Consider the following 26,196-nt stretch of genomic DNA (forward strand, 5'->3'; position numbering starts at 1 on the left):
TTCCCGCCGCAGGTAGGGGCAGGATGCGTCCCTGGGCGCGAGGGTCTGACGACGGACCCGGCTCCGGGAACTCACCGAGGCACCTGGCAGCATCGGCTTTCGCTGTGCCCAACATGCGGCTCCGCCGCGTGGCACGCCTCAACGGCAAGAAGAACACGGGAGTAACAACATGAACCGCAGTGAGCTGGTGGCCGCGCTGGCCGACCGCGCCGAGGTGACTCGCAAGGACGCCGACGCCGTACTGGCCGCGTTCGCCGAGACCGTCGGCGAGATCGTCGCCAAGGGCGACGAGAAGGTCACCATCCCCGGCTTCCTGACCTTCGAGCGCACCCACCGTGCCGCTCGCACCGCGCGCAACCCGCAGACCGGTGACCCGATCCAGATCCCGGCCGGCTACAGCGTCAAGGTCTCGGCGGGCTCGAAGCTCAAGGAAGCCGCCAAGGGCAAGTAAGCCTTCCGTACGCGACGACACTGCGTACGTGGCTCGGTAACGCCAATGGGGCGGCCCCCCTCATCGGGGGCCGCCCCATCGTCGTGCTCACTCGCCGTGCGGACCGGGCCGGGCGGCTGGGGTCAGCCCAGTGCCTTGCCCGGCAGCTCGACCTTCGCGCCCAGCTCGACGAGCTTCTCCATGAAGTTCTCGTAGCCCCGGTTGATGAGGTCGATGCCGTGGACCCGGGAGGTGCCCTGGGCCGCCAGGGCGGCGATGAGGTAGGAGAAGCCGCCGCGCAGGTCGGGGATGACCAGGTCGGCGCCCTGGAGCTTGGTGGGGCCGGACACGACCGCGGAGTGCAGGAAGTTGCGCTGTCCGAAGCGGCAGTCGGAGCTGCCCAGGCACTCGCGGTAGAGCTGGATGTGAGCACCCATCTGGTTCAGCGCGGATGTGAAGCCCAGCCGGGACTCGTACACCGTCTCGTGGACGATGGACAGGCCGGTCGCCTGGGTGAGCGCCACCACCAGCGGCTGCTGCCAGTCCGTCTGGAAACCGGGGTGCACGTCCGTTTCGAGGGCGATGGACTTCAACTGGCCCCCGGGGTGCCAGAAGCGGATGCCCTCGTCGTCGATCCGGAACCTCCCGCCCACCTTCCGGTAGGTGTTGAGGAACGTCATCATCGAACGCTGCTGGGCGCCGCGGACGTAGATGTTGCCCTCGGTGGCGAGCGCGGCGGACGCCCAGGAGGCGGCCTCCAGGCGGTCCGGCAGGGCGCCGTGGTCGTAGCCGCCGAGCTGGTCCACGCCGGTGACGCGGATCGTGCGGTCGGTGTCCATCGCGATGATGGCGCCCATTTTCTGCAGGACGCAGATGAGGTCCTCGATCTCCGGCTCCACGGCCGCGTTCGAGAGCTCGGTGACACCTTCCGCGAGCACGGCCGTCAGCAGGACCTGCTCGGTCGCGCCGACGGACGGGTACGGCAGCCGGATCTTCGTGCCGCGCAGCCGCCGCGGCGCCTCCAGGAACTGACCGTCCGCCCGCTTCTCGATCGTCGCGCCGAACTGCCGCAGCACCTCGAAGTGGAAGTCGATGGGCCGCCCGCCGATGTCGCAGCCGCCGAGGCCGGGGATGAAGGCGTGGCCGAGGCGGTGCAGCAGCGGACCGCAGAGGAGGATCGGGATGCGCGACGAACCCGCGTGGGCATCGATGTCAGCGACGTTCGCGCTCTCGACACGGGTCGGGTCCATCACCAGCTCGCCCGGCTCCTCACCCGGACGGACCGTCACCCCGTGCAGTTGCAGCAGTCCGCGTACGACACGAACGTCACGGATGTCCGGTACGTTGCGCAGTCGACTCGGCTCGCTTCCCAACAGGGCGGCGACCATGGCCTTCGGTACGAGGTTCTTCGCACCGCGGACACGGATCTCGCCCTCCAGCGGGGTTCCGCCGTGGACAAGCAGGACATCGTCGTTGACGGTCATGTATCTCGCGTTCCGATGAGGGGGGCAGGGCCAGAAGGGAAAGGGTAATCGCCGCCCACCCCCCTTCTGTAAGCCCAAGGACCACTCAGGTCCGTCATAGCTCTGTCACAACACGGACCGTTCACCGCCGGGCACATGGCGTCACCGGCCTGATTCGTGCTCGGGGGGCGCACCTCCGTGCCCAGGCGTCTCCCGCCGCAACGCGCAAACGGAGCCCTACCAGGCCGCTCCTTCGGTTCGTGGCCGCCCTTCACCCCCGAACCCCGATTGGCTCCCCACCGCACCGCAAGATGCGGGATCATGTCTGGCATGACCGAGGTGTCCTCGCTCACAGGGCGGTTGCTCGTGGCGACCCCCGCCCTGGCGGACCCGAACTTCGACCGTGCGGTGGTGCTCCTTCTCGACCACGACGAGGAGGGCTCCCTCGGCGTCGTCCTCAACCGGCCCACTCCGGTGGACGTCGGGGACATCCTGGAGGGCTGGGCGGATCTCGCCGGTGAACCCGGTGTCGTCTTCCAGGGCGGTCCGGTGTCCCTGGACTCGGCGCTGGGTGTCGCCGTCATCCCCGGCGGCGGCGCCGTCGACCGGGCCCCGCTGGGCTGGCGCCGGGTGCACGGCGCGATCGGTCTGGTCGACCTGGAGGCCCCGCCGGAACTCCTCGCCTCGGCCCTGGGCAGTCTGCGGATCTTCGCCGGATACGCCGGCTGGGGCCCGGGGCAACTGGAGGACGAGTTGGCGGACGGGGCGTGGTACGTCGTCGAGTCGGAACCCGGCGACGTCTCCTCCCCGTCGCCCGAGACGCTCTGGCGCGGGGTCCTGCGCCGCCAGCGCAGCGAGCTCGCGATGGTGGCCACGTATCCGGACGACCCTTCGCTCAACTGATGGGTGTGAGCTTCAGTACCCTTGGGTTTCATGAGCACTCTTGAGCCTGAGACCCAGCCGCAGCGAGGCACTGGGACGGGGACACTCGTAGAGCCGACGCCGCAGGTGTCCCACGGCGACGGCGACCACGAGCGCTTCGCCCACTACGTCCAGAAGGACAAGATCATGGCGAGCGCCCTCGACGGCACCCCCGTCGTGGCGCTCTGCGGCAAGGTCTGGGTACCGGGCCGCGACCCGAAGAAGTACCCGGTGTGTCCCATGTGCAAGGAGATCTACGAGTCCATGGGCGCCGGCGACGACAAGGACAAGGGCGGAGACAAGTAGCCCGGTCCGGCTGAGGTTCCGAAGGCCCCGGGGGCGCCGCAGAGCGCCCCCGGGGCCTTTCGCGTGCCCGGCTCGCGGCCTTGGTGCCCCTTGAGCGAACCTTCGGGGCCCTCCTGGGTCACGAAGTGGTAGAGACCTCTTGTGGACATGTTCGTGTAGTCCCTAGCCTCCGTGGTGTTGTACAGAGCGAAACAGCCATTGCATATGTTGCAACGTCGCGCCCGGAGGATCACTCCATGAAGCTCGCCCCCCGACTGGCCGTCCTGCTCGCCGTCGCCGTCGTCACCGCCTGCGCCCCCCAGACCTCGGACAACTCCTCCTCCGACCAGGACGAGAACACCGGCACCCTGCGGGTCTGGCTCTTCCAGGAGGTCGGCAACACACCGAAGGAGAAGGTCGTCGACTCGGTCGTCGACGCCTTCCAGAAGGCCCACAAGGGCGCCAAGGTCGCCGTCGAGTACATCCCGGTCGACACCCGCGCCCAGCGCGTCAAGGCCGCCTTCAACGACCCCAAGTCCGCCCCCGACGTCATCGAGTACGGCAACACCGACACGGCCGGCTACGTGAAGGACGGCGGACTTCTCGACGTCACGAAGGAGTTCGGTGACTGGAGCGAGGCCAAGGACACCGACCCCACCGCGAAGCAGTCGGTCACCGTGGACGGCAAGATCTACGGCGCCCCCTTCTACGTCGGCGTCCGCGCCCTCTACTACCGGACCGACGTCTTCAAGCAACTCGGCCTCGCGGTCCCGAGGACGATGGCCGAACTCGCCAGCACGGCCCGCCAGATCCGCAGCGCCAGACCCGACCTGTACGGCCTGGTCGTCGGCGGCGCCTACACCTACGGCGCGATGCCGTTCATCTGGGCCAACGGCGGTGAACTCGCCGCCGGAAAGGGAGGCTCGTACGCCTCCGCGATCGACAGCGCGGCCGCCCAGAAGGGCATCAAGGCGTACACGTCCCTGTTCGGCGACGACAACTGTCCCGCCGCCAAGTGCGCGGGCATGGGAGGCAACGACACGATCACCGCGTTCGCGGCCGGCAAGGCGGGCATGGCGATCGGCGGCGACTTCAGCCACACCGCCGTCGAGGCCGGGAAGGTGAAGGGCGAGTACGCGGTCGTGCCGCTGCCGGGCGTGGCCTCCGGCTCGATAGCCCCGGCGTTCGCGGGCGGCAACAACATCGGCGTCCTGAAGAGCACCTCGCACCGCACCCTGGCGATCGACCTGATGGAACAGCTCGCCTCGAAGAAGACCCAGTCCGAACTCTTCGACGCGATGGGCTTTCTGCCGACCTTCGCGGACGTACGGCAGCAGGCGGCGGCGAAGGAGCCGTACGTGAAGCCCTTCGCGCAGACCCTCGCGGCGGGCACCAAGTTCGTCCCCGCCTCGCCCGCCTGGGCGCAGATCGACTCCTCGCTGGTCCTGCCGACCATGTTCCAGGAGGTCATCAGCGGCAAGAAGGACGTGGCCGCGGCCTCGAAGGACGCGGCGAAGAAGATGAACGACGCGTTTGGCTCCGCCGGGTGATGCCGGGGACGCCTGATGGGTCGGGGGCTGGGGAGCGTTGGCGGCTGCGGGGCGTGGGTGGCTGGTCGCGCCCACGCGGCGGCAGCCGCACATTCGGCACAGCCCCGCGCCCCTATCGGGGTGGGGGTGCCCCTTGGTTGTATCTTGCGCCTGCTCTTGTGATCCTTGGCGGGCTGCTCGTCTACCCCATCTATCAGCTCGGCCTGATCTCGTTTCTGCAGTACACGCAGGCCCAGGTCAGCGGGGGCGAACCGACCACCTTCCGGGGGTTCGGGAACTACGCCGAGTTGTTCGGTGACGACCAGTTCTGGCAGGTGCTGCTGGCGACGGTCCTGTTCGCGGCGGCCTGCGTCGTCTCGACGCTCGCTGTCGGTTGCGCGCTCGCCGTGCTGCTCACGCGGGTGCGGGCGGTTCCCCGGCTCGCGCTGATGCTGGCCGCGCTCGGCGCCTGGGCCACCCCCGCGATCACCGGCTCCACGGTGTGGCTGTTCCTCTTCGACCCCGACTTCGGCCCGGTCAACCGGGTCCTGGGTCTGGGCGACCACTCCTGGACGTACGGCCGGATCAGCGCCTTCTTCCTGGTCCTGCTCGAAGTGGTGTGGTGCTCCTTCCCGTTCGTGATGGTGACGGTCTACGCCGGTATCCGTGCCGTGCCGAGCGAGGTCCTGGAGGCCGCGGCCCTGGACGGCGCCTCCCAGTGGCGCATCTGGCGGTCCGTGCTCGCGCCGATGCTCCGGCCGATCCTCACCGTCGTCACCATCCAGTCGGTCATCTGGGACTTCAAGGTCTTCACACAGATCTACGTCATGACCAACGGCGGCGGCATCGCGGGCCAGAACCTCGTACTGAACGTGTACGCCTATCAACAGGCGTTCGCGTCCTCGCAGTACAGCCTCGGTTCGGCGATCGGTGTGGTGATGCTGCTGATCCTGCTCGCGGTCACGCTCGTGTACCTGCGGCTGCTGCGCCGGCAGGGGGAGGAACTGTGAACCTGCTACGACAGCAACTGCGGCGCCCGTGGCGGCTGGCCGCCGAGACCTCCGCGCTGCTGATCGCGGTGGTCGTCGCGTTCCCGCTGTACTGGATGGTGCTCAGCGCCTTCAAACCGGCCGGCGAAATCGAGTCGGCCGAGCCGAGACCCTGGACTCTGTCTCCCTCCCTTGACTCCTTCCGGCGCGTGTTCGAACAGCAGGAATTCGGCCGGTACTTCCTCAACAGCCTTGTCGTGGCGTGCAGTGTCGTGATCGTCTCGGGGCTGGTCGCGTTTCTCGCGGCGACCGCCGTGACCCGATTCCGGTTCCGCTTCCGCACCACGCTGCTGATCATGTTTCTGGTGGCCCAGATGGTGCCCGTCGAGGCCCTGACGATCCCCTTGTTCTTCCTCATGCGGGACGCCGGCCAGCTGAACACACTGGGGTCGCTGATCCTGCCGCACATCGCCTTCTCGCTGCCCTTCGCGATCTGGATGCTGCGCGGTTTCGTGAAAGCCGTACCCGAGGCGCTGGAGGAGGCCGCGTACATCGACGGGGCGAGCCGCCGGCGATTCCTGTGGCAGATCCTTTTCCCGCTGGTCTTCCCCGGGTTGGTGGCCACCAGCGTGTTTTCCTTCATCTCGGCCTGGAACGACTTTCTGTTCGCCAAGTCGTTCATCATCAGCGACACCTCCCAGTCGACCCTGCCGATGGCCCTGCTGGTCTTCTACAAGCCGGACGACCCGGACTGGGGCGGTGTCATGGCAGCCTCCACGGTGATGACGATCCCGGTACTGATCTTCTTCGTACTCGTACAGCGACGTCTGGTCTCCGGACTGGGCGGAGCGGTCAAGGACTGACGTGACAGCAAGGAATGGAGCGACGGAATCCATGGAAACGACGGCGACAACGGATTCGGCCGAATCGGCGGAATCGGCGGGACTGATTCCGGCGCCCCGGCGCCTGGTCCGCGACCAGCACGGCCACCGCGGGCGCCTCGACGAGGAGACCCGGCTGGAGGCCGGACCCGGCACCGAGGGCGTCGCGCGCTGGCTGCGGGCGACGGTCGGCGCGGCGACCGGCTTCCCCCTCGCGGACAGCGGCGACGGCGCGGGCCGACTCGCGCTGAGCATCGAGCCGGACCTGCCCCAGGAGGGCTACCGCGTCGTCGTCGCCGGCCCGGTGATCCGCATCCAGGGCGGTAGCGCGGCCGGTGTCTTCTGGGGCGCGCAGACCTTCCGGCAACTGCTCGGTCCCGACGCCTACCGGCGGGCTCCGGTGCGGCCGGGCCGGGAGTGGGACCTCGCGGCGGTCACCATCGAGGACAGCCCCCGCTTCCGCTGGCGCGGCCTCATGCTCGACGTGTCCCGGCACTTCATGCCCAAGGACGGTGTCCTGCGCTACCTCGATCTGATGGCCGCGCACAAACTCAACGTGCTCCACTTCCACTTGACGGACGACCAGGGCTGGCGCGTCGAGATCAAGCGATTCCCGAAGCTGACCGAGACCGGCTCCTGGCGGGCACGCACGAAATTCGGCCACGGGGACTCACCGCTGTGGGAGGAGAAGCCGCACGGTGGCTTCTACACCCAGGACGACATCCGGGAGATCGTCGCCTACGCCGCCGAGCGGCATATCACCGTCGTCCCCGAAATCGACGTACCGGGACACTCGCAGGCCGCCATCACCGCGTACCCGGAACTCGGCAACACCGACGTCATCGACACGACCTCCCTCTCCGTCTGGGACAACTGGGGCATCTCCGAGAACGTACTCGCCCCCACTGACAACACCCTGCGGTTCTACGAGGGGGTGTTCGAGGAACTCCTGGAACTGTTCCCCGCCGACACCGCCGAGTTCTCGGCGTTCGTGCACGTCGGCGGCGACGAATGCCTCAAGGACCAGTGGCGGGCCTCGCCCACAGCGCAGGCCCGTATCGAGGAACTCGGCCTCGCCGACGAGGACGAGTTGCAGTCCTGGTTCATCGGACACTTCGACACCTGGCTCTCCGCGCGCGGGCGCAGGCTCATCGGCTGGGACGAGATCCTGGAGGGCGGCCTCGCCGAAGGGGCGGCCGTGTCGTCGTGGCGCGGCTACGCGGGCGGCATCGCGGCGGCCCGCGCCGGTCACGACGTCGTCATGTGCCCCGAGCAGCAGGTGTATCTGGACTACCGCCAGGACGCGGGCCCGGACGAGCCAATTCCCATCGCGTACGTGCGCACCCTGGAGGACGTCTATCGGTTCGAACCCGTTCCACCGGAGTTGACGGCGGACGAGGCCCGGCACGTGCTCGGAACGCAGGCCAACGTGTGGACCGAGGTGATGGAGGACTCCGGGCGCGTCGACTACCAGACGTTCCCGCGGCTCGCCGCCTTCGCCGAGGTGGCCTGGCGCCCGCTGCCCGCCCCCGGAGAGCGTGACTTCGCCGACTTCGAGCGGCGGATGACCGCCCACTACCCGCGCCTTGACGCCCTGGGTGTCGGTTATCGGCCACCCAACGGGCCGCTGCCGTGGCAGCGTCGGCCCGGGGTGCTCGGCCGGCCGATCGACGGTCCGCCCCCCAACAAGTAGGGAAGAAAAGACGTCAAGAGTCACCGAAGAGTGTCAATCGGTACGCACGGGTGATGCCGCGCGAAAACGGCCTATCTCGCCGACGATGTGGGCAAATGCCTCCTAGCGGACCCCCGTCTTCGGGTCCTGCGAAGATGTGCCAGAGTTGCCACGTCCGCCCTGTCAGCACGTACGGTACGGCAACACAGGCGGGACCAGGTGGGGCAGCGGGAAGGGGCAGCCGGTTTGACCACGCACGCACCGCAGGCGGCGCAGGCCGTCACCCTGCCCACCACGCTGGACGAGGCAGTGGCGGCGCTCACCGCCATGCCCGCAGCCGTGCCCGTGGCGGGCGGCACCGACCTGATGGCCTCCGTCAACTCCGGGCAGCTCAGGCCCGCCGCGCTGGTCGGCCTCGGCAAGATCAGCGAGATCCGCGGCTGGCAGTACCAGGACGGCCACGCCCTGCTCGGCGCGGGCCTCACCCACGCGCGGATGGGCCGCCCCGACTTCGCCGCCCTGATCCCGGCGCTCGCGGCCTCCGCGCGCGCCGCCGGCCCGCCGCAGATCCGTAACGCGGGCACCCTGGGCGGCAACATCGCCTCGGCCGCCCCCACCGGGGACGCGCTGCCGGTGCTGGCCGCCCTGGAGGCGACACTGATCATCGCGGGCCAGGGCGGAGCCCGCCGGGAGATCCCGGTGTCGCACCTGCTGGCCGGCATGGAGCTGCTGCGCGCCGGTGAACTCATCGGCTTCGTGCGGGTGCCGCTCCTGCACGCGCCGCAGGTCTTCCTCAAGGCCACCGGACGCACCGGACCCGGGCGAGCCGTCGCCTCGGTGGCCCTCGTCCTCGACCCCGCCCGGCGTGCCGTCCGGTGCGCCGTCGGCGCCATAGCGCCGATGGCCCTCAGGCCTCTTCAGGCCGAGCAGTGGGTCTCCCAACTGATCGACTGGGACAACAGCCGGACCCTCGTCCCGGAGGCGCTCAGCGCCTTCGGCGAGTACGTCGCCGCGGCCTGCATCCCCGACCCGGTCCCGGCCGAGGACGGCTCCGTACAGCAGCTTCCGCCCGCCGTACTGCACCTGCGGCGCACCGTCGCCGCGCTGGCCCGACGAGCACTGGGGAGGGCGCTGTCGTGACCGACGACCAGCACGAGGAGGGCGCGCCCCAGAGCGCGGGCCGCTGGGACCCGTTGCCCCAGGGCGACTACGACGACGGCGCCACCGCCTTCGTGAAACTCCCCGAGGGGGGTGTCGAAGCCCTCCTGGCCTCCGCGGACAGCCCGCTCGCCGCGCCCGGTCACGGCTATGTGCCGCCGCAGATAACGGTCAACCCGAACACCGGCGCGGGCATCGACCCGTCGGCCACGGGCTCCTGGGGGATGCCACCCGCGCCCGCCGAGGGTGCCCGCTGGCCCGACCCGAACGCGGTGCCCCACACCACCGGCGACGACCAGTTCACGTACAACCCTGGTGCCACCGGGCAGTGGAACTACGACGAGTCGGGCGCGGCGGAAGCCGCACGGACCGCCGCGGCGCAGGGGCACGACGTCACCGGCCAGTGGTCGATCCCGGTCGCCGACGGCGACCTCCCGGACGAATCGGGCGAGTTCACCACGTCGTCCCTGGTCGAGCAGTGGGGCGGCACTCCGCCGGCCACCCTGCCGGGCGGCGCTGCCGCCCCCTGGGCGACGGAGCCGACGGGGCAGCCCTGGGGGCAGCCGCCCGCGACGCACGACCAGCCGACGGACCAGGGCCACGGCCACCGAACCGGCCACGAGGCCCACCAGCCCACCGGGTCCGGGCACGCGTACGGGCAGCCGGAAGCACCCGAGTTCGACCGGCCGGCGAGCGCCGAGTACACGCACGGCCGGCCTTCGGGACCGGGGACCGGGTCCGCGTACGACGACCCGTCGGCCGGGGCCGACCACGGGCCCGATCAGCCGACGGACGTCTGGTCCGAGCTCGACCGGTCGGCCGTCTCCGGCGGCGCGCACGAACAGCACGAACAGCACGAACAGCATGAGACATACGGCGGCGCGCCGTCCCCCGTCCCGCACACGCGAGAACCGCACCAGCCCGAGCAGCACCACGCACCTGAGCACCACACCCCCGAGCACCGTTCGCCGGAGCAGTTCCCCCCGGAGGCGCACGCGGCCGAGCCGTACGCTCCCGAGGCGCCGGACGAGGAGCTCCACGCCCAGGAGCGGCCCGCGCCCGAGGCCCACGCGCCCGAGGACCAGAGCCCGGCCGGGTACGAGCAGCCGCCCGCCCAGGGGTCCGAGCAGCCCCAGCCGCTCCCGCCCGAGCGGCACCCCGGCGAGACGTCCACCGACGAGCCCGACGAGACCGGCACAGCCGCCGCACAGCGCGCCCACGGGCGCGGTGAGGCCGTCGAGGCCGCCGAGGCGGCAGAACACGCCCAGCAAGCCGTAGCGGCCGCCGAGACGGCCGTCGAGACCGTCGTGGACGCCGCCGAGTCCGAGCCCGACCCCGCCCCGCACGCCGCATCCGCACCGGAGTTCACCGGGGCTCCCGCGGACGAGGACCCGGAGGCGGACGACGGGGCGCCCGCGCCCCCGGGCGAGGAACACCCGCTCGCCTCCTACGTCCTGCGGGTCAACGGCGTCGAACGCCCCGTCCCCGACGCCTGGATCGGCGAGTCGCTGCTCTACGTGCTGCGTGAGCGGCTCGGCCTCGCGGGCGCCAAGGACGGCTGCTCGCAGGGCGAGTGCGGCGCCTGCAACGTCCAGGTCGACGGCAGGCTCGTCGCGTCCTGCCTGGTCCCGGCCGTGACCGCGGCCGGCAGCGAGGTGCGGACCGTCGAGGGACTGGCCGTCGACGGACAGCCCTCGGACGTACAGCGGGCGCTCGCGAAGTGCGGCGCGGTGCAGTGCGGCTTCTGCGTGCCGGGCATGGCGATGACCGTGCACGACCTGCTGGAGGGCAACCCGGCGCCGACCGAGATGGAGACCCGCCAGGCGCTGTGCGGCAACCTCTGCCGGTGCTCCGGCTACCGGGGTGTCGTGGACGCCGTCAAGGAGGTCGTCGCGGAACGCGAGGCGCACTCCGAGGCGGACGCTGAGACGAACACGGACGAGGCACGTATTCCGCACCAGGCGGGACCGGGCGGCGGCGGGGTCAACCGGTCGGCGTTCGAACCGGCCTCGCACGACCGGACGTACGGAACCGGACAGGCACAGGGACAGGACGGAGGGCAGGCGTGAGCAACGAAGCCGCCACCGCGACCACCGCCGCGGAGGCAGCACCCGCTCCCGAGCCGATCCCGCACGGCCTCGGGGTGTCCCTGACGGCCGCCGAGGCCCAGGCCAAGACCGAGGGCACCTTCCCGTACGCGGCCGACCTGTGGGCCGAGGGCCTGCTGTGGGCGGCCGTGCTGCGCTCCCCGCACCCGCACGCGCGCATCCTGTCCATCGACACCTCCCACGCGCGGGAGATGCCCGGCGTACGGGCCGTCGTCACGCACGAGGACGTGCCCGGCACCGCGCTGCACGGCCGCGGCAGACCCGACCGTCCGGTGTTCGCCTCCGAGGTCGTACGCCACCACGGTGAGCCCATCGCCGCCGTCGCCGCCGACCACCCCGACACCGCGCGGATGGCCGCGGCCGCCGTCATCGTCGAGTACGAGGTGCTCGACCCGGTGACCGACCCCGAGCAGGCCTTCGAGGCCGAGGCGTTGCACCCCGACGGCAACCTGATCCGGCACATCCCGCTGCGCCACGGAGACCCGGACGCGGTCGGCGACATCGTGGTCGAGGGCCTGTACCGCATCGGCCGCCAGGACCCGGCCCCCATCGGCGCCGAGGCCGGACTCGCCGTGCCGCGGCCCGACGGCGGCGTGGAACTGTACCTGGCCTCCACCGACCCGCACACCGACCGCGACACCGCGGCCGCCTGCTACGGCCTGGAACCGGAGCGCGTGAAGGTCGTCGTCACCGGTGTGCCCGGCGCCACCGCGGACCGCGAGGACCAGGGTTTCCAGCTTCCGCTGGGTCTGCTGGCGCTCCGGACCGGTTGCCCGGTCAAGATCACCGCGACCCGGGAGGAGTCCTTCCTGGGCCACGCGCACCGGCATCCGACGCTGCTGCGGTACCGCCACCACGCCGACGCCGAGGGCAGGCTGGTGAAGGTCGAGGCCCAGATCCTGCTCGACGCCGGCGCGTACGCGGACACCTCCTCCGAGTCGCTGGCCGCCGCGGTCTCGTTCGCCTGCGGCCCGTACGTCGTCCCGAACGCCTTCATCGAGGGCTGGGCCGTGCGCACCAACAACCCGCCCTCCGGCCATGTGCGCGGCGAGGGCGCGATGCAGGTGTGCGCCGCCTACGAGGCGCAGATGGACAAGCTGGCCAAGAAGCTCGGCGTCGACCCGGCGGAGCTGCGGCTGCGCAACGTGATGGCCACCGGGGACGTGCTGCCGACCGGCCAGTCGGTGACCTGCCCGGCGCCGGTCGCCGAACTGCTGCAGGCCGTGCGGGACTTCCCGCTGCCCGCGCTCCCCAAGGACACGCCCGAGGACCAGTGGCTGCTGCCCGGCGGCCCCGAGGGCGCGGGTGAACCGGGCGCGGTACGCCGGGGCGTCGGCTACGGCCTGGGCATGGTGCACATGCTGGGCGCGGAGGGCACGGACGAGGTCTCCACGGCCACCGTCCGGGTCCAGGACGGCGTGGCGACGGTGCTGTGCGCGGCGGTGGAGACCGGCCAGGGCTTCACCACACTGGCCCGGCAGATCGTCCAGGAGACCCTCGGTATCGACGAGGTCCACGTGGCCCCCGTCGACACCGACCAGCCGCCGGCCGGCCCGAGCTGCCGCGGCCGCCACACCTGGGTGTCGGGCGGTGCGGTGGAACGCGCCGCGAAGATGGTCCGTACGCAGCTGCTGCAGCCCCTGGCGCACAAGTTCGGCATGTCCACGGAGCTGCTCCAGATCGCCGACGGCAAGATCACCTCGTACGACGGTGTGCTGTCGACCACCGTCACCGAGGAGATGGACGGCAAGGAACTGTGGGCGACGGCCCAGTGCCGCCCGCACCCGACCGAACCGCTGGACGAGACCGGCCAGGGCGACGCCTTCGTGGGGCTCGCCTTCTGCGCGATCCGCGCCGTCGTGGACGTCGACATCGAGCTGGGCTCGGTGCGGGTGGTGGAGCTGGCGCTCGCCCAGGACGTCGGCCGGGTACTGAACCCGGCCCAGCTGACGGCACGCATCGAGGCGGGCGTCACGCAGGGCGTGGGCATCGCGCTCACCGAGAACCTGCGCAGCAACCGCGGGGTGATCCGCCATCCCGACCTCACCGGGTACGCCCTGCCGACGGCCCTGGACGCCCCGGACATCCGGATCGTGAAGCTGGTCGAGGAACGTGACGTGGTCGCCCCCTTCGGCGCGAAGGCGGCCAGCGCGGTCCCGGTGGTGACGTCCCCCGCGGCGATCGCCTCCGCGGTCCGCGCCGCGACGGGCCGCCCCGTCAACCGACTCCCGATCCGCCCGCAGGCGGCGGTGGTGACCTCCCAGTGAGCGCACCCACGTCCGGCCCGGACGACCAGCCGCGCTACGAACCCCCGCCCGGCGTGGGGAAGGTGGCGCTGTGGGTCCTGCTGTTCGTGGTGGCGGCGGTCGTGGTCGTGGTGGGTGGCGTGTACTTCGCGTGATGCGGGGGCGCGGGGATGTGGGTGAGGCGGTGGCCTGCGACGCGCGGTCATGCGGGGCGTGCGGGTCGGGGCCGGACCGAGGACGAGGGCCGGGGGGCGTATGCACGGGGTCGTGGTCGTCACCGGAGTGATGGCGGCCGGGAAGTCGACGGTGGCGCAGGCCCTGGCGGAGAGGCTGCCGAGGGCCGCGCACGTCCGGGGGGACGTGTTCCGGCGGATGATCGTGTCGGGGCGCGAGGATTTCACGCCCGGGGCCGAGCCCGGTGGCTCGGCCGAGGCCCAACTCCGGCTCCGTTACCGGCTGTCGGCGGCGACGGCGGACGCGTACGCGGAGGCGGGATTCACCGCGGTCGTGCAGGACGTGCTGCTGGGGCCTGAACTGGCGGCGTACGTCGAACTGGTCCGCACCCGCCCGCTGCACGTCGTCGTGCTGGCCCCGGACACCGAGACGGTCGCCGCCCGCGAATCGGGACGGGCGAAGACCGGCTACGGGACCGGCGACCCGACCGAGGACACCTGGTCGGTCGACGGGCTGGACGAGGTGCTGCGGGCGTCGACACCGCGGATCGGTCTGTGGCTGGACACCTCCACGCTGACGGTGGCGGAGACGGTGGACGCGATCGTGGCGGGACGGGAACGGGCCAGGGTGATCTGACGTCTTCCTGGTCCGGGGGCGTTGTCAGTGGTGGCGCGTAGTGTTCTGAGCAGTGGGGGACGGCTGCCGGAGCTGGTCGGGCCGGTGCGTGCCCCGGGCGGGGGACTTTGAGCACGTACACACGGGGGAACACATGAGTACGACGACCGACGCCGGCCCGGCGACGATCAGACTGACCGAGGCAGAACTGGATCCCTACGTCACGCACGCGTCGACGCGCAGCTGGCTGACGGGGCCCGGACTGCCCGGCGACAGCTGCCTGTTCACCTTCGCCGAGCTGCGCCGGAGCGGCCTGCGGAGGGTGGCGGACTCGGACGGCGCCCCGGCCCGGGCGGCGGCGGATCTGCGGGACCAACTGGTGCTGGGCGGGCTGGCCGGCCCGGACGGGCAGGAGACGCAGCCGCTGCTGCTCGACGGCGCCACCGGCGAGGTCTCCACGACGTCCTTCTTCCGCGCCCGTCCCGACCTGATGGACCGCGCCCCGCTGGCGCCCTCGCTGCCCACCCTGGTGCGTTTCGCGACGGCGACCGACGAACTGACCTGCCGACGCGGCCGGTTCGCCTCCTACGCCGGCCGTTTCGGACCGAAGGTGGTCGAGGACGCCACACGGCAGCTGCTGGCGGTGTTCGAGGAGGACCTGGGCGCTGAGGTGCCGGCGTTCTGGAAGATCGCGGCCCTGATCCGTCCGCTGGCCCTGGTGGCGGGCCCGGGCTCGGCTGCCGGACTCGCCCTGGACCTCCCGCCCCGTCTCCTGGACCAGGAGTTCGGCCGGGGCAAGATGATGCGCTTCGAGGACATCGACTTCCCCACCACGCTCACACACGAGCCGACCCGTCGTTTCCTGCGCGAGACCGGCCTGCCCGACGACGGCACCCTGTTCTGCCTCGACACGGACATGCCGCTGCCGACCCTCGCCGAGAGCTGCGCCGACGAGCGGGCGGACAACCTCCCGGCCCGCGCCGGCCACCTCATACGCCTCGGCCACCTCGTCCAGGACAACAGCCTGGTCGTCGACGGCGAGACGGGCGCGGTCCTGCACTGGAACGAGGCCGACGCCACTCTGCACCCGCTGAACACCGACGTCTCCACCCTCGCCTTCACTCTCTGGCTGCTGCACCGGGAGCGAACGATCGACGGTGCGCTGGCCCACGAACTGACCCACCAGCACTACGCCCAGGTCGCCACGACGATGATTCAGCTCCTGTCGGCCATCGACCCGGCGGCGACCACGGCCGCCGCCGACTGGCACTACTGGACGAAGCTGTTCCAGGACGAGGACAGCGGGGTGCTCTGACCCTCCTGGCAGGTGCCGACCCCGCACGGCAGAAAGGCAGACCCCGCAGGTGAAGGTGGAGAACATCACCGTCCGTCAGGCCGAACCCGGTGAACTGGGCACGGTCGCCGGACTCCGCTGGCGCTGGATCGTGGAGAACGGCACCGCCCCCGAGACCCTCGACCGTGACGACTTCGAACGGCACTTCGTCGCCTGGGCCGCCGAGAACGCGTCCTCGCACCGCTGCATGGTCCTCGTCCGTGACACCGAGATCATCGGCATGGCCTGGCTCGCGATCGTCTCTCGCGTCCCGACCCCGCACGCCCTGAACCGCGCCTCCGGCGACCTGCAGTGCGTCTACGTCGTCCCCCAGGCCCGCGACACCGGCCTCGGCGGCCGTCTCATCGACGCCGTCCTGTCCACCGCCCGCGACCTGGGCCTCGAACGAGTCACGGTTCACTCGACGTCCCGAGCGATACCGGCGTACACCCGCCAGGGCTTCGAGAACTCACCGCGGTTGCTGCACACGCGGACCAACGCGTCGCCCTCGTAGCCGAGCGCGGCGACACACCGCACGGGGTGCCGCCCTTTCGTCCCGCACGGTCAGTCGCTGGAAGCCGTGGCGGGATTCGAACCCGCGTCGAAGTCTGCCGCGGTGATGCCGTCGGGATGTCCGGACGGCCACTCCACCAACTCGATCCGGTAACCATCCGGGTCCGTGAGCCACGACGTCTTCGGGCCGTGAGGGCCGCCCGGGTACTGGACAGGTCCCGGCCTCAGACCGGCTTCGGTGAGCGTCTCCAGGGTGGTGGCGAGCCTCTCCACCTGGATCGCGAGATGGTCGAAACCGCTGCCCACATCGACCGGTCCGTCACCGAGGCGGTGGACCAGTTCGAGCGAGGCCGCCGGTTCGTCGGGGAACTTGAGGATCACCAGGCGAGCCCCGTCGCCGCCCTCGACCCTGCCCAGCTCGGCATAGCCCAAGGCGGTGTAGAAACCGAGCGAGCGGTCCAGGTCGGTGACGCGGTAGGAGACGAAGAGCGTCTTCACGCGGTGGCCTCCTCGGGCCGACGCACCCGGAAGCGGAGATGCGTCACGTCTCGGTCCTCGAGCCGTCGGACGAGGTCGAGTTCGGTGTGCTCACCACCCAGGTGGTCGAACAGCCGTCGACCGCCCCCGAGGAGGACCGGAACCAGGTGGATCTCCATCTCGTCCACCTGCCCGGCTCGCAGAAGTGCCTGGGCCGCCCCCGCCCCATGGACCATGATCGGCCGGTCCCCCGCGGCCGCGCGAGCCTGACGGGCGCAGTCCTCGACATCGGTGACGAAACGCGCGTGGCCGGGTGGCACGTCCCCGTCATCCACCTGGTGGGTGAGCACGAAGATCGGCACGCCGTCGTGGTGGTCGCCCTGCCAGCGCCCGGCGAGTTCGAAGGTCCGACGGCCGGAGATCACCGCGCCGGTCGCCAGCGCTTCGCGGTAGACCTGGCCGCTCGGACCGTCGGACTCCCGGTCGTCGAGCCAGTTGAAGAGCCGTCCACCGTCGCGTCCGAGCTCCTGCCCCGGCCGATCGTCCGGGCCGGCGATATAGCCGTCCAGCGACATCGACATGTACAGCCGAATCGGATTCTTCATCCTGGCCTCCATCTCTCCTCATGACTACGGGATCCGGCGTTTCCCGATCCGCCGACGGGGCGGGCTCGTCACAAGAAAGACTTCAGGCATCCGGCAAACTCATCGGCCCGACGCGCCGACCTGCTGCCGGGCTGGGAGGGGGCAGGAGTCATGACCCGTGGATCACATGCGGTCGTGCAGGCGCGGCTCTCGATGCTGGGCGGACTCGGCGAGGTCGCGCTGCTGAAACGCGGCGTGGTCGTCCTGCCCCTGCTTCGTCAGCCGGGCGGCACTCCTCCGAGGGTGCCGCCCTTTCCTTCTGCCTGGTCGAGGCGCTGGAGGCCGTGGCGGGATTCGAACCCGCGTAACTCGCTTTGCAGGCGAGCCCCTGAACCGCTCGGGCACACGGCCGTGTCGGTGGGGCGTGGTGCTCCTGCCGGACCCGGTGGAACGACCGTATGGCGTGGTGGGAAGGGGCCTCAAGAGAAAGCCGGGGGCTGCAATGGGACTGCCACACCGCGTTCATGAAAGGGGGCGGGGGCCGGTGTGGTCGTACGACCAAGGTCTGAGGTCAGGGCAGGCTTCAGACAGGGGTCACCGTGGTTCTTGGCCCTTACGCTGGCGACCATGACCGCCTTGGAACGCCGTGACGCCGAGGTCGCGGACATAGCCGCCTCATCCTCCGGACCGGCGGGGGACGAGACCGTGTTGAGCCGTCCGCTTCGGGCGCTGAGCATCGGCATCGTCTCCGTCGTCCTGCTGATCGCGTTCGAGGCGACCGCGGTGGGGACGGCGATGCCGGTCGCGGCGCGCGAGCTGGACGGGGTGTCGTTGTACGCGTTCGCGTTCTCCGGGTACTTCACGACCAGCCTGTTCGGGATGGTGCTCGCCGGGCAGTGGTCGGACCGGCGGGGCCCGCTCGGGGCGCTGACCACGGGGATCGCCGCCTTCGCCGCGGGGCTGCTGTTGGCGGGGACGGCGAGCGCGATGTGGCTGTTCATCCTCGGGCGGGCCGTGCAGGGGCTCGGAGGCGGGCTGGTGATCGTCGCGTTGTACGTCGTCGTGGGGCGGGCGTACCCGGAGCGGTTGCGGCCGGCCATCATGGCGGCCTTCGCCGCGAGTTGGGTCGTGCCGTCGATCGTCGGACCGCTCGCCGCGGGTGCGGTGACCGAGCATCTCGGCTGGCGCTGGGTGTTCATCGGGATTCCGGTGCTGGTGGTGTTCCCGCTGGCGCTCGCGCTGCCGCAGATACGGCGGCGGGCGGCCGGTCCGGTCACCGCCGCGCCGCTCGCCGAGGCCGCCGAGACCTCCGAGACCGCCGCCGACGACCGCGGCGGCAGCGGTTCCGCGCGGCGTGTGCGGTCCGTGCAGGGCCGTGGCTCCTTCGACCAGCGGCGTATCCGGCTCGCGTTGGGGATCTCCCTCGGCGCGGGGCTGCTCCAGTACGCGGCGCAGGATCTGCGGTGGTTCTCGCTGCTCCCCGGTGCGGTGGGCGCCGCGCTGCTCGTGCCGGCCGCCCTGGGGCTGCTGCCGCGCGGCACGTACCGGGCTGCGCGCGGACTGCCGTCCGTGGTGCTGCTGCGGGGGGTCGCCGCGGGGTCCTTCATCGGGGCCGAGTCCTTCGTGCCGTTGATGCTGGTCACCCAGCGGGGGCTGTCCCCGACGCTGGCCGGGTTCTCGCTCGCGGCGGGCGGCGGGACGTGGGCGCTGGGGTCGTGGGTGCAGTCCCGGCCGCGCGTGGAGCCGTACCAGCAACGGCTGATGACGGCGGGGATGGTGCTCGTCGCCGCCGCGATCGCCGCCGCGCCCAGTGTGCTGATCCAGTCCGTGCCCGTCTGGATCGTCGCCGTCGCCTGGTCCTTCGGCTGCTTCGGTATGGGCCTGGTGATCTCCTCCACCAGCGTGCTCCTGCTCAAGCTCTCCGCCCCGGAGGAGGCCGGCACCAACTCCGCGGCACTCCAGATATCCGACGGCCTGTCGAACGTGATCCTGCTCTCGGCGGGCGGCGCGGCCTTCGCGGCGCTGGGCGGCGGCACCGTGAGCCACGCGGCGACAGACGCGTCCGGTTCGCATCCTGCCGCCTTCGTCGCGGTGTTCCTGCCGATGGCGGGGGTGGCGTTGGTGGGGGCGTGGGTGACGAGGCGGCTGTTGCCGTCCACCGGGGCGTGATCGCGGGGAAGGGACCCGTCAGTGCCGGCTCCCTGTGACGTGAGTCCCACCTGCGGGCCACCCGGCCTTGTTCGAACATGATCGCCGCCGGGCCGCCGGTAGGGTGGCCCGGTTGTCATACGTAGCCGAGCAGTTCCACCAGTTCGCCGAGGCGTCCGCCCGTCGTCCGCCGTCGCCGTAGTCGACGCACTTCGCGCGGTCCCTCGCACTCGACCCACCACCGGAGACCGTGACTACCACCGCCGCCTCCTCCCATCACCTTTCGCCCGCCTTCCCCGGCCGCGCGCCCTGGGGCACGGCCAGCAAGCTGCGTGCCTGGCAGCAAGGGGCGATGGACAACTACATCCAGGAGCAGCCACGTGACTTCCTCGCGGTCGCCACGCCCGGCGCAGGCAAGACGACCTTCGCGCTGACGCTGGCGTCCTGGCTGCTGCACCACCATGTCGTGCAGCAGGTCACCGTGGTCGCGCCGACCGAGCACCTGAAGAAGCAGTGGGCCGAGGCGGCCGCCCGGATAGGGATCAAGCTCGACCCGGAGTACAGCGCGGGTCCGCTCGGCAAGGACTACCACGGTGTCGCGGTGACGTACGCGGGTGTGGGCGTACGGCCCATGCTGCACCGCAACCGGGTCGAGCAGCGCAAGACGCTCGTCATCCTCGACGAGATCCACCACGCCGGTGACAGCAAGTCGTGGGGTGAGGCGTGTCTGGAGGCCTTCGAGCCGGCCACCCGGCGGCTCGCGCTCACCGGTACGCCCTTCAGGTCCGACACCAATCCCATTCCCTTCGTGACCTATGAGGAGGGCAACGACGGGATTCGGCGGTCGGCGGCCGACTACACGTACGGGTACGGGTCGGCCCTGTCCGACGGGGTCGTCCGCCCGGTGATCTTCCTGTCCTACAGCGGCAACATGCGGTGGCGCACCAAGGCCGGCGACGAGATCGCCGCCCGGCTCGGCGAGCCGATGACCAAGGACGCCGTCAGCCAGGCCTGGCGTACGGCCCTCGACCCGCGCGGCGAGTGGATGCCGAGCGTGCTGCGGGCGGCCGACCAGCGGCTGACCGAGGTCAGGAAGGCCATTCCGGACGCGGGTGCCCTGGTCATCGCCTCGGACCAGGACTCCGCCCGGGCCTACGCCAAGCTCATCCGTGAGATCACGGGCAGCAAGGCGACCCTGGTGCTGTCCGACGACGCCGGGGCGTCCAGCAGGATCGACGACTTCAGCGGCAGCGACGACCGGTGGATGGTCGCGGTGCGGATGGTGTCCGAGGGCGTCGACGTGCCGCGGCTCGCCGTCGGTGTGTACGCCACCACGATCTCGACGCCCCTCTTCTTCGCCCAGGCGGTCGGGCGTTTCGTACGGTCCCGGCGGCGCGGCGAGACCGCTTCCGTCTTCCTCCCCACCGTCCCCGACCTCCTCACCTTCGCCAACGAGATGGAGGTGGAACGGGACCACGCCCTCGACAAGCCGAAGAAGGAGGGCGAGGAGGACCCGTACGCCGAGTCCGAGAAGGAGATGGACGAGGCGAACAAGGAGCAGGACGAGGACACCGGCGAGCAGGAGCAGTTCTCCTTCGAGGCGCTGGAGTCCGAGGCGGTCTTCGACCGGGTCCTCTACGACGGTGCCGAGTTCGGCATGCAGGCCCACCCGGGCAGCGAAGAGGAGCAGGACTACCTCGGGATCCCGGGACTGCTGGAGCCGGACCAGGTGCAGCTCCTCCTCCAGAAGCGGCAGGCCCGGCAGATCGCGCACAGCCGCAAGAAGCCGGACGACGAGGCCGACCTGCTCGAACTGCCCGCCGAGCGGCGGCCGGTGGTCTCGCACAAGGAGATGATGGAGCTGCGTAAGCAGCTCAACACGATGGTCGGTGCGTACGTCCACCAGAGCGGCAAGCCGCACGGGGTCATCCACACCGAGCTGCGGCGCGTGTGCGGCGGGCCGCCGAGTGCCGAGGCCACGGCGGGACAGTTGCGGCAGCGGATTGCCAAGGTGCAGGAGTGGGCTACGCGTATGCGGTGACGTTGGGCGCTGGGCGCTGGGCGCTGTGCCTGGGGCGGTGGGGTGTCAGGGGGCGTCTGTGTGTTGTTGGGTGCGGGTCCGGTGGGGGCTTGTCGCGCAGTTCCCCGCGCCCCTTGGGTGGGTCTTCGTCCCGTAGGTCAACGGGTCCCGTGAGGCCCGTCTCTCCACCCGCGTGTCCACACGTTCCCTGGAGACCCGTCTCTCCAGCCGTAAATCCGCCCAAAACGGAGAAGGTTGTTACGGCTGTTGCCCGGATTCTGGACGGAGCCTTCCGCTCAGCGAACCGGCTTCGCTACTGTCCCGCTACGCACACGCCCCGTGGCAGCGCCGCCGCGGAGCGCAGCCGTGAAGCGACGCGGTCCGGACAGGCCGGGCCGCCGGCCGATCGGCGGCCTCTCCAGCGCGTCGCCGACGGGACTCGGTCACGCATCTGCCGCGACGGGAGCCGCCGACTCACCACTTAAGGAGTGGGCGTCGTGACCGCGGAGACCTCTCAGACGCTCGACCGGGGACTGCGTGTCCTCAAGCTGCTCGCCGACACGGATCACGGGCTGACCGTCACCGAGCTTTCCCACAAACTGGGCGTGAACCGGACCGTCGTCTACCGGTTGCTCGCCACGCTGGAGCAGCACGCTCTCGTACGGCGTGACCTGGGAGGGCGGGCACGGGTGGGCCTCGGTGTGCTGAGGCTGGGCCGGCAGGTGCACCCGCTGGTGCGGGAGGCCGCGCTGCCGGCGTTGCGATCACTGGCCGAGGACATCGGGGCGACGGCCCATCTGACCTTGGTGGACGGGGCGGACGCCCTGGCCGTGGCCGTCGTCGAACCCTCGTGGACGGACTACCACGTGGCCTACCGGGCCGGGTTCCGGCATCCCCTGGACCGGGGAGCCGCGGGGCGGGCGATACTCGCCGCGCGGCAACACGTGTCGGAGGGCCCCGGGTACACCCTGACGCACGGGGAGCTGGAGGCGGGGGCCTGCGGGGCCGCGGCGCCGCTGATCGGTGTGACGGGCGTCGAGGGCAGTGTCGGGGTCGTGATGCTGGCGGACGCGGTACCGGAGCGGGTGGGGCCGCGGGTGATGGACGCGGCCCGGGAAGTGGCCGAGGCGTTGCGCTGACGGCCGCGATGCACGGGGCCCACCTGCGCCTGGCCGGATTCCACCCCCGCGTTAGATTGATCCCGTGCTTTCTCGTCTCTCGCGCCCCCGGGCCGTCGCCGTCTGCGCCCTGCCCGTCGTGGGCCTGATCGCCACGGCGGTCTTCGCGCCGTTGCCGTTCTCGCTCACGCAGCCCGGTCTGACCGCGAACGTGCTCGGCGAGAACAAGGGCACCCCGGTGATCACGATCTCCGGCGCGCCCACCCGGAAGACCGGCGGGCAGCTGCGCATGACGACGATCGAGGCGACCAATCCGGACACCCGGGTCTCACTCGGCGACGTGATCGACAGCTGGTTCCGCACCGACCAGGCGGTCATGCCGCGTGACGCGGTCTACCCGAGCGGGCAGAGCGTCAAGGAGATCGAGAAGCACAACACCGCGGAGATGCAGCAGTCCCAGGACGCGGCGACCGAGGCCGCCCTGAACTATCTGAAGCTCGGCGACAAGAACGTCAAGGTCACCCTGAAGCTCGCCGACGTCGGCGGCCCCAGCGCCGGTCTCCTCTTCACCCTCGGCATCATCGACAAGCTGAACGGCGACGGCAGCGGCGGCGACCTCACCGGCGGCCGCACCATCGCCGGTACGGGCACGATCGACGCCGGCGGTGAGGTCGGCGCGGTCGGGGGAGTGGCCCTGAAGACGCAGGCCGCGCGCAGGGACGGGGCGACGGTGTTCCTGGTCCCCAAGGCGGAGTGCTCCGACGCGAAGGCCGAACTGCCGAAGGGGCTCCGCCTGATTCCGGTGACCACACTCAAGAGCGCGGTGAACTCACTGACGGCTCTGGAGAGCGGGAAGGGTTCCGTCCCTAGCTGCTAGGGCTGGGGGAGAGGGCCGGTTTCGGGGTCGCCAGTCGTAAGCCGACCTCCACCAGGGTCCAGCCGAGGCGGGTACGGAGGTCGTGGGCCGGCTTGGCGTGGGTTGCGGCCAGGCGGTGGGCCTCGGCCTGGGCGCGGAGTTCGGCGGCGCGGGTGTGGTGCAGGGTGAGGTGGGTTTCGGGATGCATCGGGCCGTGCCTCTCAGTCAGTGACGATCGGGAAGGCGTGCGTGTGCAGGCGTACCTGGGCCACGTCGGCGTCGTCCTCGGTGGCTGCCCGGTCGCGGTAGGTGTCGATCAGCGCATGCATTTTCTCGATGAGTTCGTGGGTGAGTTCGGGGGTCAGCCGTAGCGTCGCGCTGCTCATGTCCCAGACTCGGTTCCACTCCGCGGGCCAGGAGGCTCGGTTGCCCAGCCAGGTCGAGAGGTCCTGGGTCTGGGTGGTCGCGATCTGGTGCAGGTACATGTCGGCCGCCCCGCGTACGGCCGGATCGGCGTCCGAGAGCAGTGCCTCGTCGAACCGCAGGCCTTGGTGGACCGCCTTCCACCACCGCTCCCGGCCCTTGCCTCGGTCGGGAGCGTCTTCGACGAAGCCGTGGGTGGCGAGCTGTCGGAGGTGGTAGCTGGTGGCTCCGCTCGACTCGCCCAGTTTCTCGGCGAGTTGGGACGCGGTGGCGGGACCGCCGAAGCGCAGGGCGTCAAGGAGCTGCATCCGCAGGGGGTGCGCGAGTCCCCGGAGGGAGCGGGCATCGAGACTGCGGACCTGTGGGGCCTGGGGACCGTCCATGCATGCAAAGATAGCGTTGCAAAACTCTCTTTGCAACGAACTCTTTGCGTCAGCCTTCTGGCAAGTCCCCACCCCCCCGCCCCTACTTGACGAACCCCTCCCCCTTCAACCACTCCAACGCCACCGCGTGCGGATCCTCCCCCTCGACATCCACCTTCGCGTTCAGCGCCTGCGCCACCGAGTTGTCCAGCTTCCTGGTGATCGGGTCGAGGACGTTCGCGATCGCCGGCCACTTCTTGAAGGTGGCCGTGCGGATCATGGGCGCCGCGTTGTAGTTCGGGAAGAACTTCCGGTCGTCCTGGGTCACGACCAGGTGCATCGACCTGATCCGGCCGTCCGTGGTGTACACCTCGCCGTAGGTGCAGGCGCCCTTCGTGGTCTGGGTGTAGATGATGCCGGTGTCCATCTGGGTGATGTTCCGGGCCGGGATGTCCATGCCGTACGTCTTCTCCAGGCCCGGCAACCCGTCCGCGCGGTTGGCGAACTCGCCCTCCACGCACAGCGTCACCGCACCGGGATCGGACTTCGACAACGTCGCGACGTCCGACAGGGTCGTCGTGCGGTACTTCCTGTAGTTGGCCTGGTTCGTCGCCAGCGCGTAGGTGTTGTTCAGCGGCGCCGGCGGCAGCCACGTCAGCCCTTTCCTCGCGTCCGCGTCACGTACCGCCCGCCACTGCCGCCGTGGATCGGGGATCGGCTCGCTGTTGCCCAGGTAGGTGATCCAGGCGGTGCCGGTGTACTCGTACGCGGCGTCCGCGTCGCCGTTCTCGACGGCCGCCCTGGTGCCGACGGAGCCCTGGATGCCGGTGCGGTCGAGCACCCTGGCGCCGGCCGCCTCGAAGGCGATGCCCATGATCGCGCCGAGGATCAGCTGCTCGGTGAACTGCTTCGACACGACGGTGAGTTCGGCGCCCTTCAGCGGCCTGCCCCGCCCGATCGTGCCCGGCGAGACGTCGTCGACCATGGGCGAGCCGCTGGTGAGACCGCAGCCGGAGACGGCGACCAGCACCGCGGCCGCGAGGAGACGGGTGCGCCCTCGCGTGCTCATGTGCCCACGTCCAGACCGCGCGGACGCAGCAGCAGTTCGGCGAGCGAGGCCAGCCAGTCCACCAGCAGGGCGAGGGAGACGGTGAGGACCGAGCCGAGCACCAGCACCGGCATGCGCTGGCTGGTGATGCCGGTGGTGATCAGCACACCGAGGCCGCCGCCTCCGCCGAAGGTCGCCAGGGTCGCCGTACCGACGTTGAGGACGAGCGCGGTGCGCACCCCGGCGAGGATCAGCGGGACGGCCAGCGGGAGTTCCACCCGCCCGAGCACGCCCCACGGCGACATGCCGATGCCGCGCGCCGCCTCCAGCAGCGTCGGGTCGTTGGCCTTCAGGCCCGCGATCGTGTTCGACAGGACCGGGAGAACGGCATAGCTGATGATGCCGATCAGCGCCGCTCTCATGCCGATGCCGAGCCAGATCACCAGCAGCGCCAGCAGGCCGATCGCCGGGGTCGCCTGACCCATGTTGGCGAAGGCCATCGCCACCGGGGCCGCCTTGCGGAACGCCCGCCTGGTCAGCAGGATCCCCAGCGGGATCGCGATGATCAGCACGAAGAACGTCGAGATCGCCGTCAGTTCGATCTGCTGCCACAGCGCCTTCGTCACCTGGCCGTCCGACAGCGCGTTCACGGTGAGCGGGTCGAGGTCGGCCTCCTCGAACCACAGCCAGGTCGCCAGCAGTACCGCCACCAGCGCCGCGGGCAGGAACGTCAGCTTCTGCCAGGTGACGCGCGGCTTCAACGGACCCGGCGGTGGCGGCGGGGCCTCCGCCTCGACCTCTCCCGGGCCCTCGTCCTCCGGCGGGCGGGCGGTCACGCCGACC

The 26,196-nt window shown here is 70.8% G+C and carries 25 protein-coding genes and 1 tRNA gene; 18 read left to right on the top strand and 8 right to left on the bottom strand.

The features are described from left to right. Positions 1-169 precede the first annotated feature (169 nt). Positions 170-451, top strand: a complete 282-nt coding sequence (locus ACFYRY_RS07395) for an HU family DNA-binding protein (protein WP_007382399.1) — start codon at positions 170-172, stop codon at positions 449-451. Positions 452-573: 122 nt separating this feature from the next. On the opposite strand, the gene murA is transcribed toward ACFYRY_RS07395, so the two are convergent. Next, positions 574-1,914, bottom strand: coding sequence for a UDP-N-acetylglucosamine 1-carboxyvinyltransferase (gene murA / locus ACFYRY_RS07400; RefSeq protein WP_389141168.1), 1,341 nt, complete (start codon positions 1,912-1,914; stop codon positions 574-576). 309 nt (positions 1,915-2,223) lie between these two features. On the opposite strand from murA, the gene ACFYRY_RS07405 reads away from it, so the two are divergent. The 13 genes from ACFYRY_RS07405 to ACFYRY_RS07465 all read left to right on the top strand — a co-directional run bounded on the left by ACFYRY_RS07405 (position 2,224) and on the right by ACFYRY_RS07465 (position 16,318). Then, positions 2,224-2,796: a YqgE/AlgH family protein gene (locus ACFYRY_RS07405; protein ID WP_389141170.1), complete on the top strand. Its 573-nt coding sequence runs from the start codon at positions 2,224-2,226 to the stop codon at positions 2,794-2,796. A gap of 30 nt (positions 2,797-2,826) precedes the next feature. Then, complete coding sequence (locus tag ACFYRY_RS07410) at positions 2,827-3,120, top strand: DUF3039 domain-containing protein (RefSeq protein ID WP_356769183.1); 294 nt, start codon at positions 2,827-2,829, stop codon at positions 3,118-3,120. Positions 3,121-3,356: 236 nt separating this feature from the next. Beyond that, the gene (locus tag ACFYRY_RS07415) at positions 3,357-4,649 is read left to right on the top strand and encodes an extracellular solute-binding protein (RefSeq protein ID WP_389141172.1); all 1,293 of its coding nucleotides are present in this window, start codon (positions 3,357-3,359) and stop codon (positions 4,647-4,649) included. Further along, complete coding sequence (locus ACFYRY_RS07420) at positions 4,649-5,638, top strand: carbohydrate ABC transporter permease (RefSeq protein WP_389141174.1); 990 nt, start codon at positions 4,649-4,651, stop codon at positions 5,636-5,638. Before ACFYRY_RS07415 ends, ACFYRY_RS07420 begins: the two co-directional genes overlap by 1 nt. Next, positions 5,635-6,480 (top strand): carbohydrate ABC transporter permease, encoded by an 846-nt coding sequence (locus ACFYRY_RS07425; RefSeq protein ID WP_389141176.1) that lies wholly within the window; start codon positions 5,635-5,637, stop codon positions 6,478-6,480. The genes ACFYRY_RS07420 and ACFYRY_RS07425 overlap by 4 nt, the downstream gene beginning before the upstream one ends. A 31-nt stretch (positions 6,481-6,511) precedes the next feature. Further along, the gene (locus ACFYRY_RS07430; RefSeq protein WP_389141178.1) at positions 6,512-8,191 is read left to right on the top strand and encodes a beta-N-acetylhexosaminidase; all 1,680 of its coding nucleotides are present in this window, start codon (positions 6,512-6,514) and stop codon (positions 8,189-8,191) included. Between the two features lie 225 nt (positions 8,192-8,416). Then, positions 8,417-9,310 (top strand): FAD binding domain-containing protein, encoded by an 894-nt coding sequence (locus ACFYRY_RS07435; protein WP_389141180.1) that lies wholly within the window; start codon positions 8,417-8,419, stop codon positions 9,308-9,310. Next, positions 9,307-11,397: a 2Fe-2S iron-sulfur cluster-binding protein gene (locus ACFYRY_RS07440; protein WP_389141182.1), complete on the top strand. Its 2,091-nt coding sequence runs from the start codon at positions 9,307-9,309 to the stop codon at positions 11,395-11,397. The genes ACFYRY_RS07435 and ACFYRY_RS07440 overlap by 4 nt, the downstream gene beginning before the upstream one ends. Continuing rightward, complete coding sequence (locus tag ACFYRY_RS07445; RefSeq protein ID WP_389141184.1) at positions 11,394-13,703, top strand: xanthine dehydrogenase family protein molybdopterin-binding subunit; 2,310 nt, start codon at positions 11,394-11,396, stop codon at positions 13,701-13,703. The genes ACFYRY_RS07440 and ACFYRY_RS07445 overlap by 4 nt, the downstream gene beginning before the upstream one ends. Continuing rightward, complete coding sequence (locus ACFYRY_RS07450) at positions 13,700-13,837, top strand: hypothetical protein (protein ID WP_389141186.1); 138 nt, start codon at positions 13,700-13,702, stop codon at positions 13,835-13,837. Before ACFYRY_RS07445 ends, ACFYRY_RS07450 begins: the two co-directional genes overlap by 4 nt. 100 nt (positions 13,838-13,937) lie before the next feature. Beyond that, entirely contained in the window at positions 13,938-14,492 is a 555-nt protein-coding gene (locus ACFYRY_RS07455) for an AAA family ATPase (RefSeq protein ID WP_389141188.1), read from the top strand. Positions 14,493-14,625: 133 nt separating this feature from the next. Next, positions 14,626-15,786, top strand: coding sequence for an SUKH-4 family immunity protein (locus ACFYRY_RS07460; protein WP_389141189.1), 1,161 nt, complete (start codon positions 14,626-14,628; stop codon positions 15,784-15,786). Positions 15,787-15,835: 49 nt separating this feature from the next. Further along, positions 15,836-16,318: a GNAT family N-acetyltransferase gene (locus ACFYRY_RS07465; protein WP_389141191.1), complete on the top strand. Its 483-nt coding sequence runs from the start codon at positions 15,836-15,838 to the stop codon at positions 16,316-16,318. 50 nt (positions 16,319-16,368) lie between these two features. Here ACFYRY_RS07465 and ACFYRY_RS07470 read toward each other — a convergent pair whose 3' ends face one another. The 3 genes from ACFYRY_RS07470 to ACFYRY_RS07480 all read right to left on the bottom strand — a co-directional run bounded on the left by ACFYRY_RS07470 (position 16,369) and on the right by ACFYRY_RS07480 (position 17,789). Next, on the bottom strand, positions 16,369-16,815 hold the full coding sequence (locus ACFYRY_RS07470) for a VOC family protein (protein WP_389141193.1): 447 nt from the start codon (positions 16,813-16,815) through the stop codon (positions 16,369-16,371). After that, positions 16,812-17,399 (bottom strand): dihydrofolate reductase family protein, encoded by a 588-nt coding sequence (locus ACFYRY_RS07475; protein WP_389141195.1) that lies wholly within the window; start codon positions 17,397-17,399, stop codon positions 16,812-16,814. The genes ACFYRY_RS07470 and ACFYRY_RS07475 overlap by 4 nt, the downstream gene beginning before the upstream one ends. A gap of 315 nt (positions 17,400-17,714) precedes the next feature. Continuing rightward, positions 17,715-17,789: transfer RNA gene (locus ACFYRY_RS07480), tRNA-Cys, on the bottom strand. A 216-nt stretch (positions 17,790-18,005) separates the two neighbouring features. Between ACFYRY_RS07480 and ACFYRY_RS07485 the strand changes: the two genes are divergently transcribed. From ACFYRY_RS07485 to ACFYRY_RS07500, 4 genes are all read left to right on the top strand, one after another. Continuing rightward, positions 18,006-19,547, top strand: a complete 1,542-nt coding sequence (locus ACFYRY_RS07485) for an MFS transporter (protein ID WP_389141197.1) — start codon at positions 18,006-18,008, stop codon at positions 19,545-19,547. A gap of 229 nt (positions 19,548-19,776) precedes the next feature. Then, entirely contained in the window at positions 19,777-21,567 is a 1,791-nt protein-coding gene (locus tag ACFYRY_RS07490; protein ID WP_389141199.1) for a DEAD/DEAH box helicase, read from the top strand. Positions 21,568-22,043: 476 nt separating this feature from the next. After that, positions 22,044-22,685 carry an IclR family transcriptional regulator gene (locus ACFYRY_RS07495; RefSeq protein ID WP_389141201.1) on the top strand — a complete coding sequence of 214 codons (642 nt, stop codon included), beginning with the start codon at positions 22,044-22,046 and terminating at the stop codon, positions 22,683-22,685. A gap of 64 nt (positions 22,686-22,749) precedes the next feature. Continuing rightward, the gene (locus tag ACFYRY_RS07500; RefSeq protein WP_389141203.1) at positions 22,750-23,541 is read left to right on the top strand and encodes a S16 family serine protease; all 792 of its coding nucleotides are present in this window, start codon (positions 22,750-22,752) and stop codon (positions 23,539-23,541) included. On the opposite strand, the gene ACFYRY_RS07505 is transcribed toward ACFYRY_RS07500, so the two are convergent. The 4 genes from ACFYRY_RS07505 to ACFYRY_RS07520 form a co-directional block, all read right to left on the bottom strand. Next, the gene (locus ACFYRY_RS07505; RefSeq protein WP_389141205.1) at positions 23,531-23,728 is read right to left on the bottom strand and encodes a hypothetical protein; all 198 of its coding nucleotides are present in this window, start codon (positions 23,726-23,728) and stop codon (positions 23,531-23,533) included. The genes ACFYRY_RS07500 and ACFYRY_RS07505 overlap by 11 nt on opposite strands. Positions 23,729-23,741: 13 nt before the next feature. After that, positions 23,742-24,326, bottom strand: coding sequence for an ArsR/SmtB family transcription factor (locus tag ACFYRY_RS07510; protein ID WP_389141207.1), 585 nt, complete (start codon positions 24,324-24,326; stop codon positions 23,742-23,744). Between the two features lie 82 nt (positions 24,327-24,408). Next, positions 24,409-25,374, bottom strand: a complete 966-nt coding sequence (locus ACFYRY_RS07515) for a glycine betaine ABC transporter substrate-binding protein (RefSeq protein ID WP_389141209.1) — start codon at positions 25,372-25,374, stop codon at positions 24,409-24,411. Then, positions 25,371-26,189: an ABC transporter permease gene (locus ACFYRY_RS07520; protein ID WP_389143624.1), complete on the bottom strand. Its 819-nt coding sequence runs from the start codon at positions 26,187-26,189 to the stop codon at positions 25,371-25,373. Before ACFYRY_RS07520 ends, ACFYRY_RS07515 begins: the two co-directional genes overlap by 4 nt. Positions 26,190-26,196: the final 7 nt, after the last annotated feature.

Origin of the sequence: Streptomyces sp. NPDC005263 (genome assembly GCF_042872365.1) — a bacterium.
GTDB lineage: Bacteria > Actinomycetota > Actinomycetes > Streptomycetales > Streptomycetaceae > Streptomyces.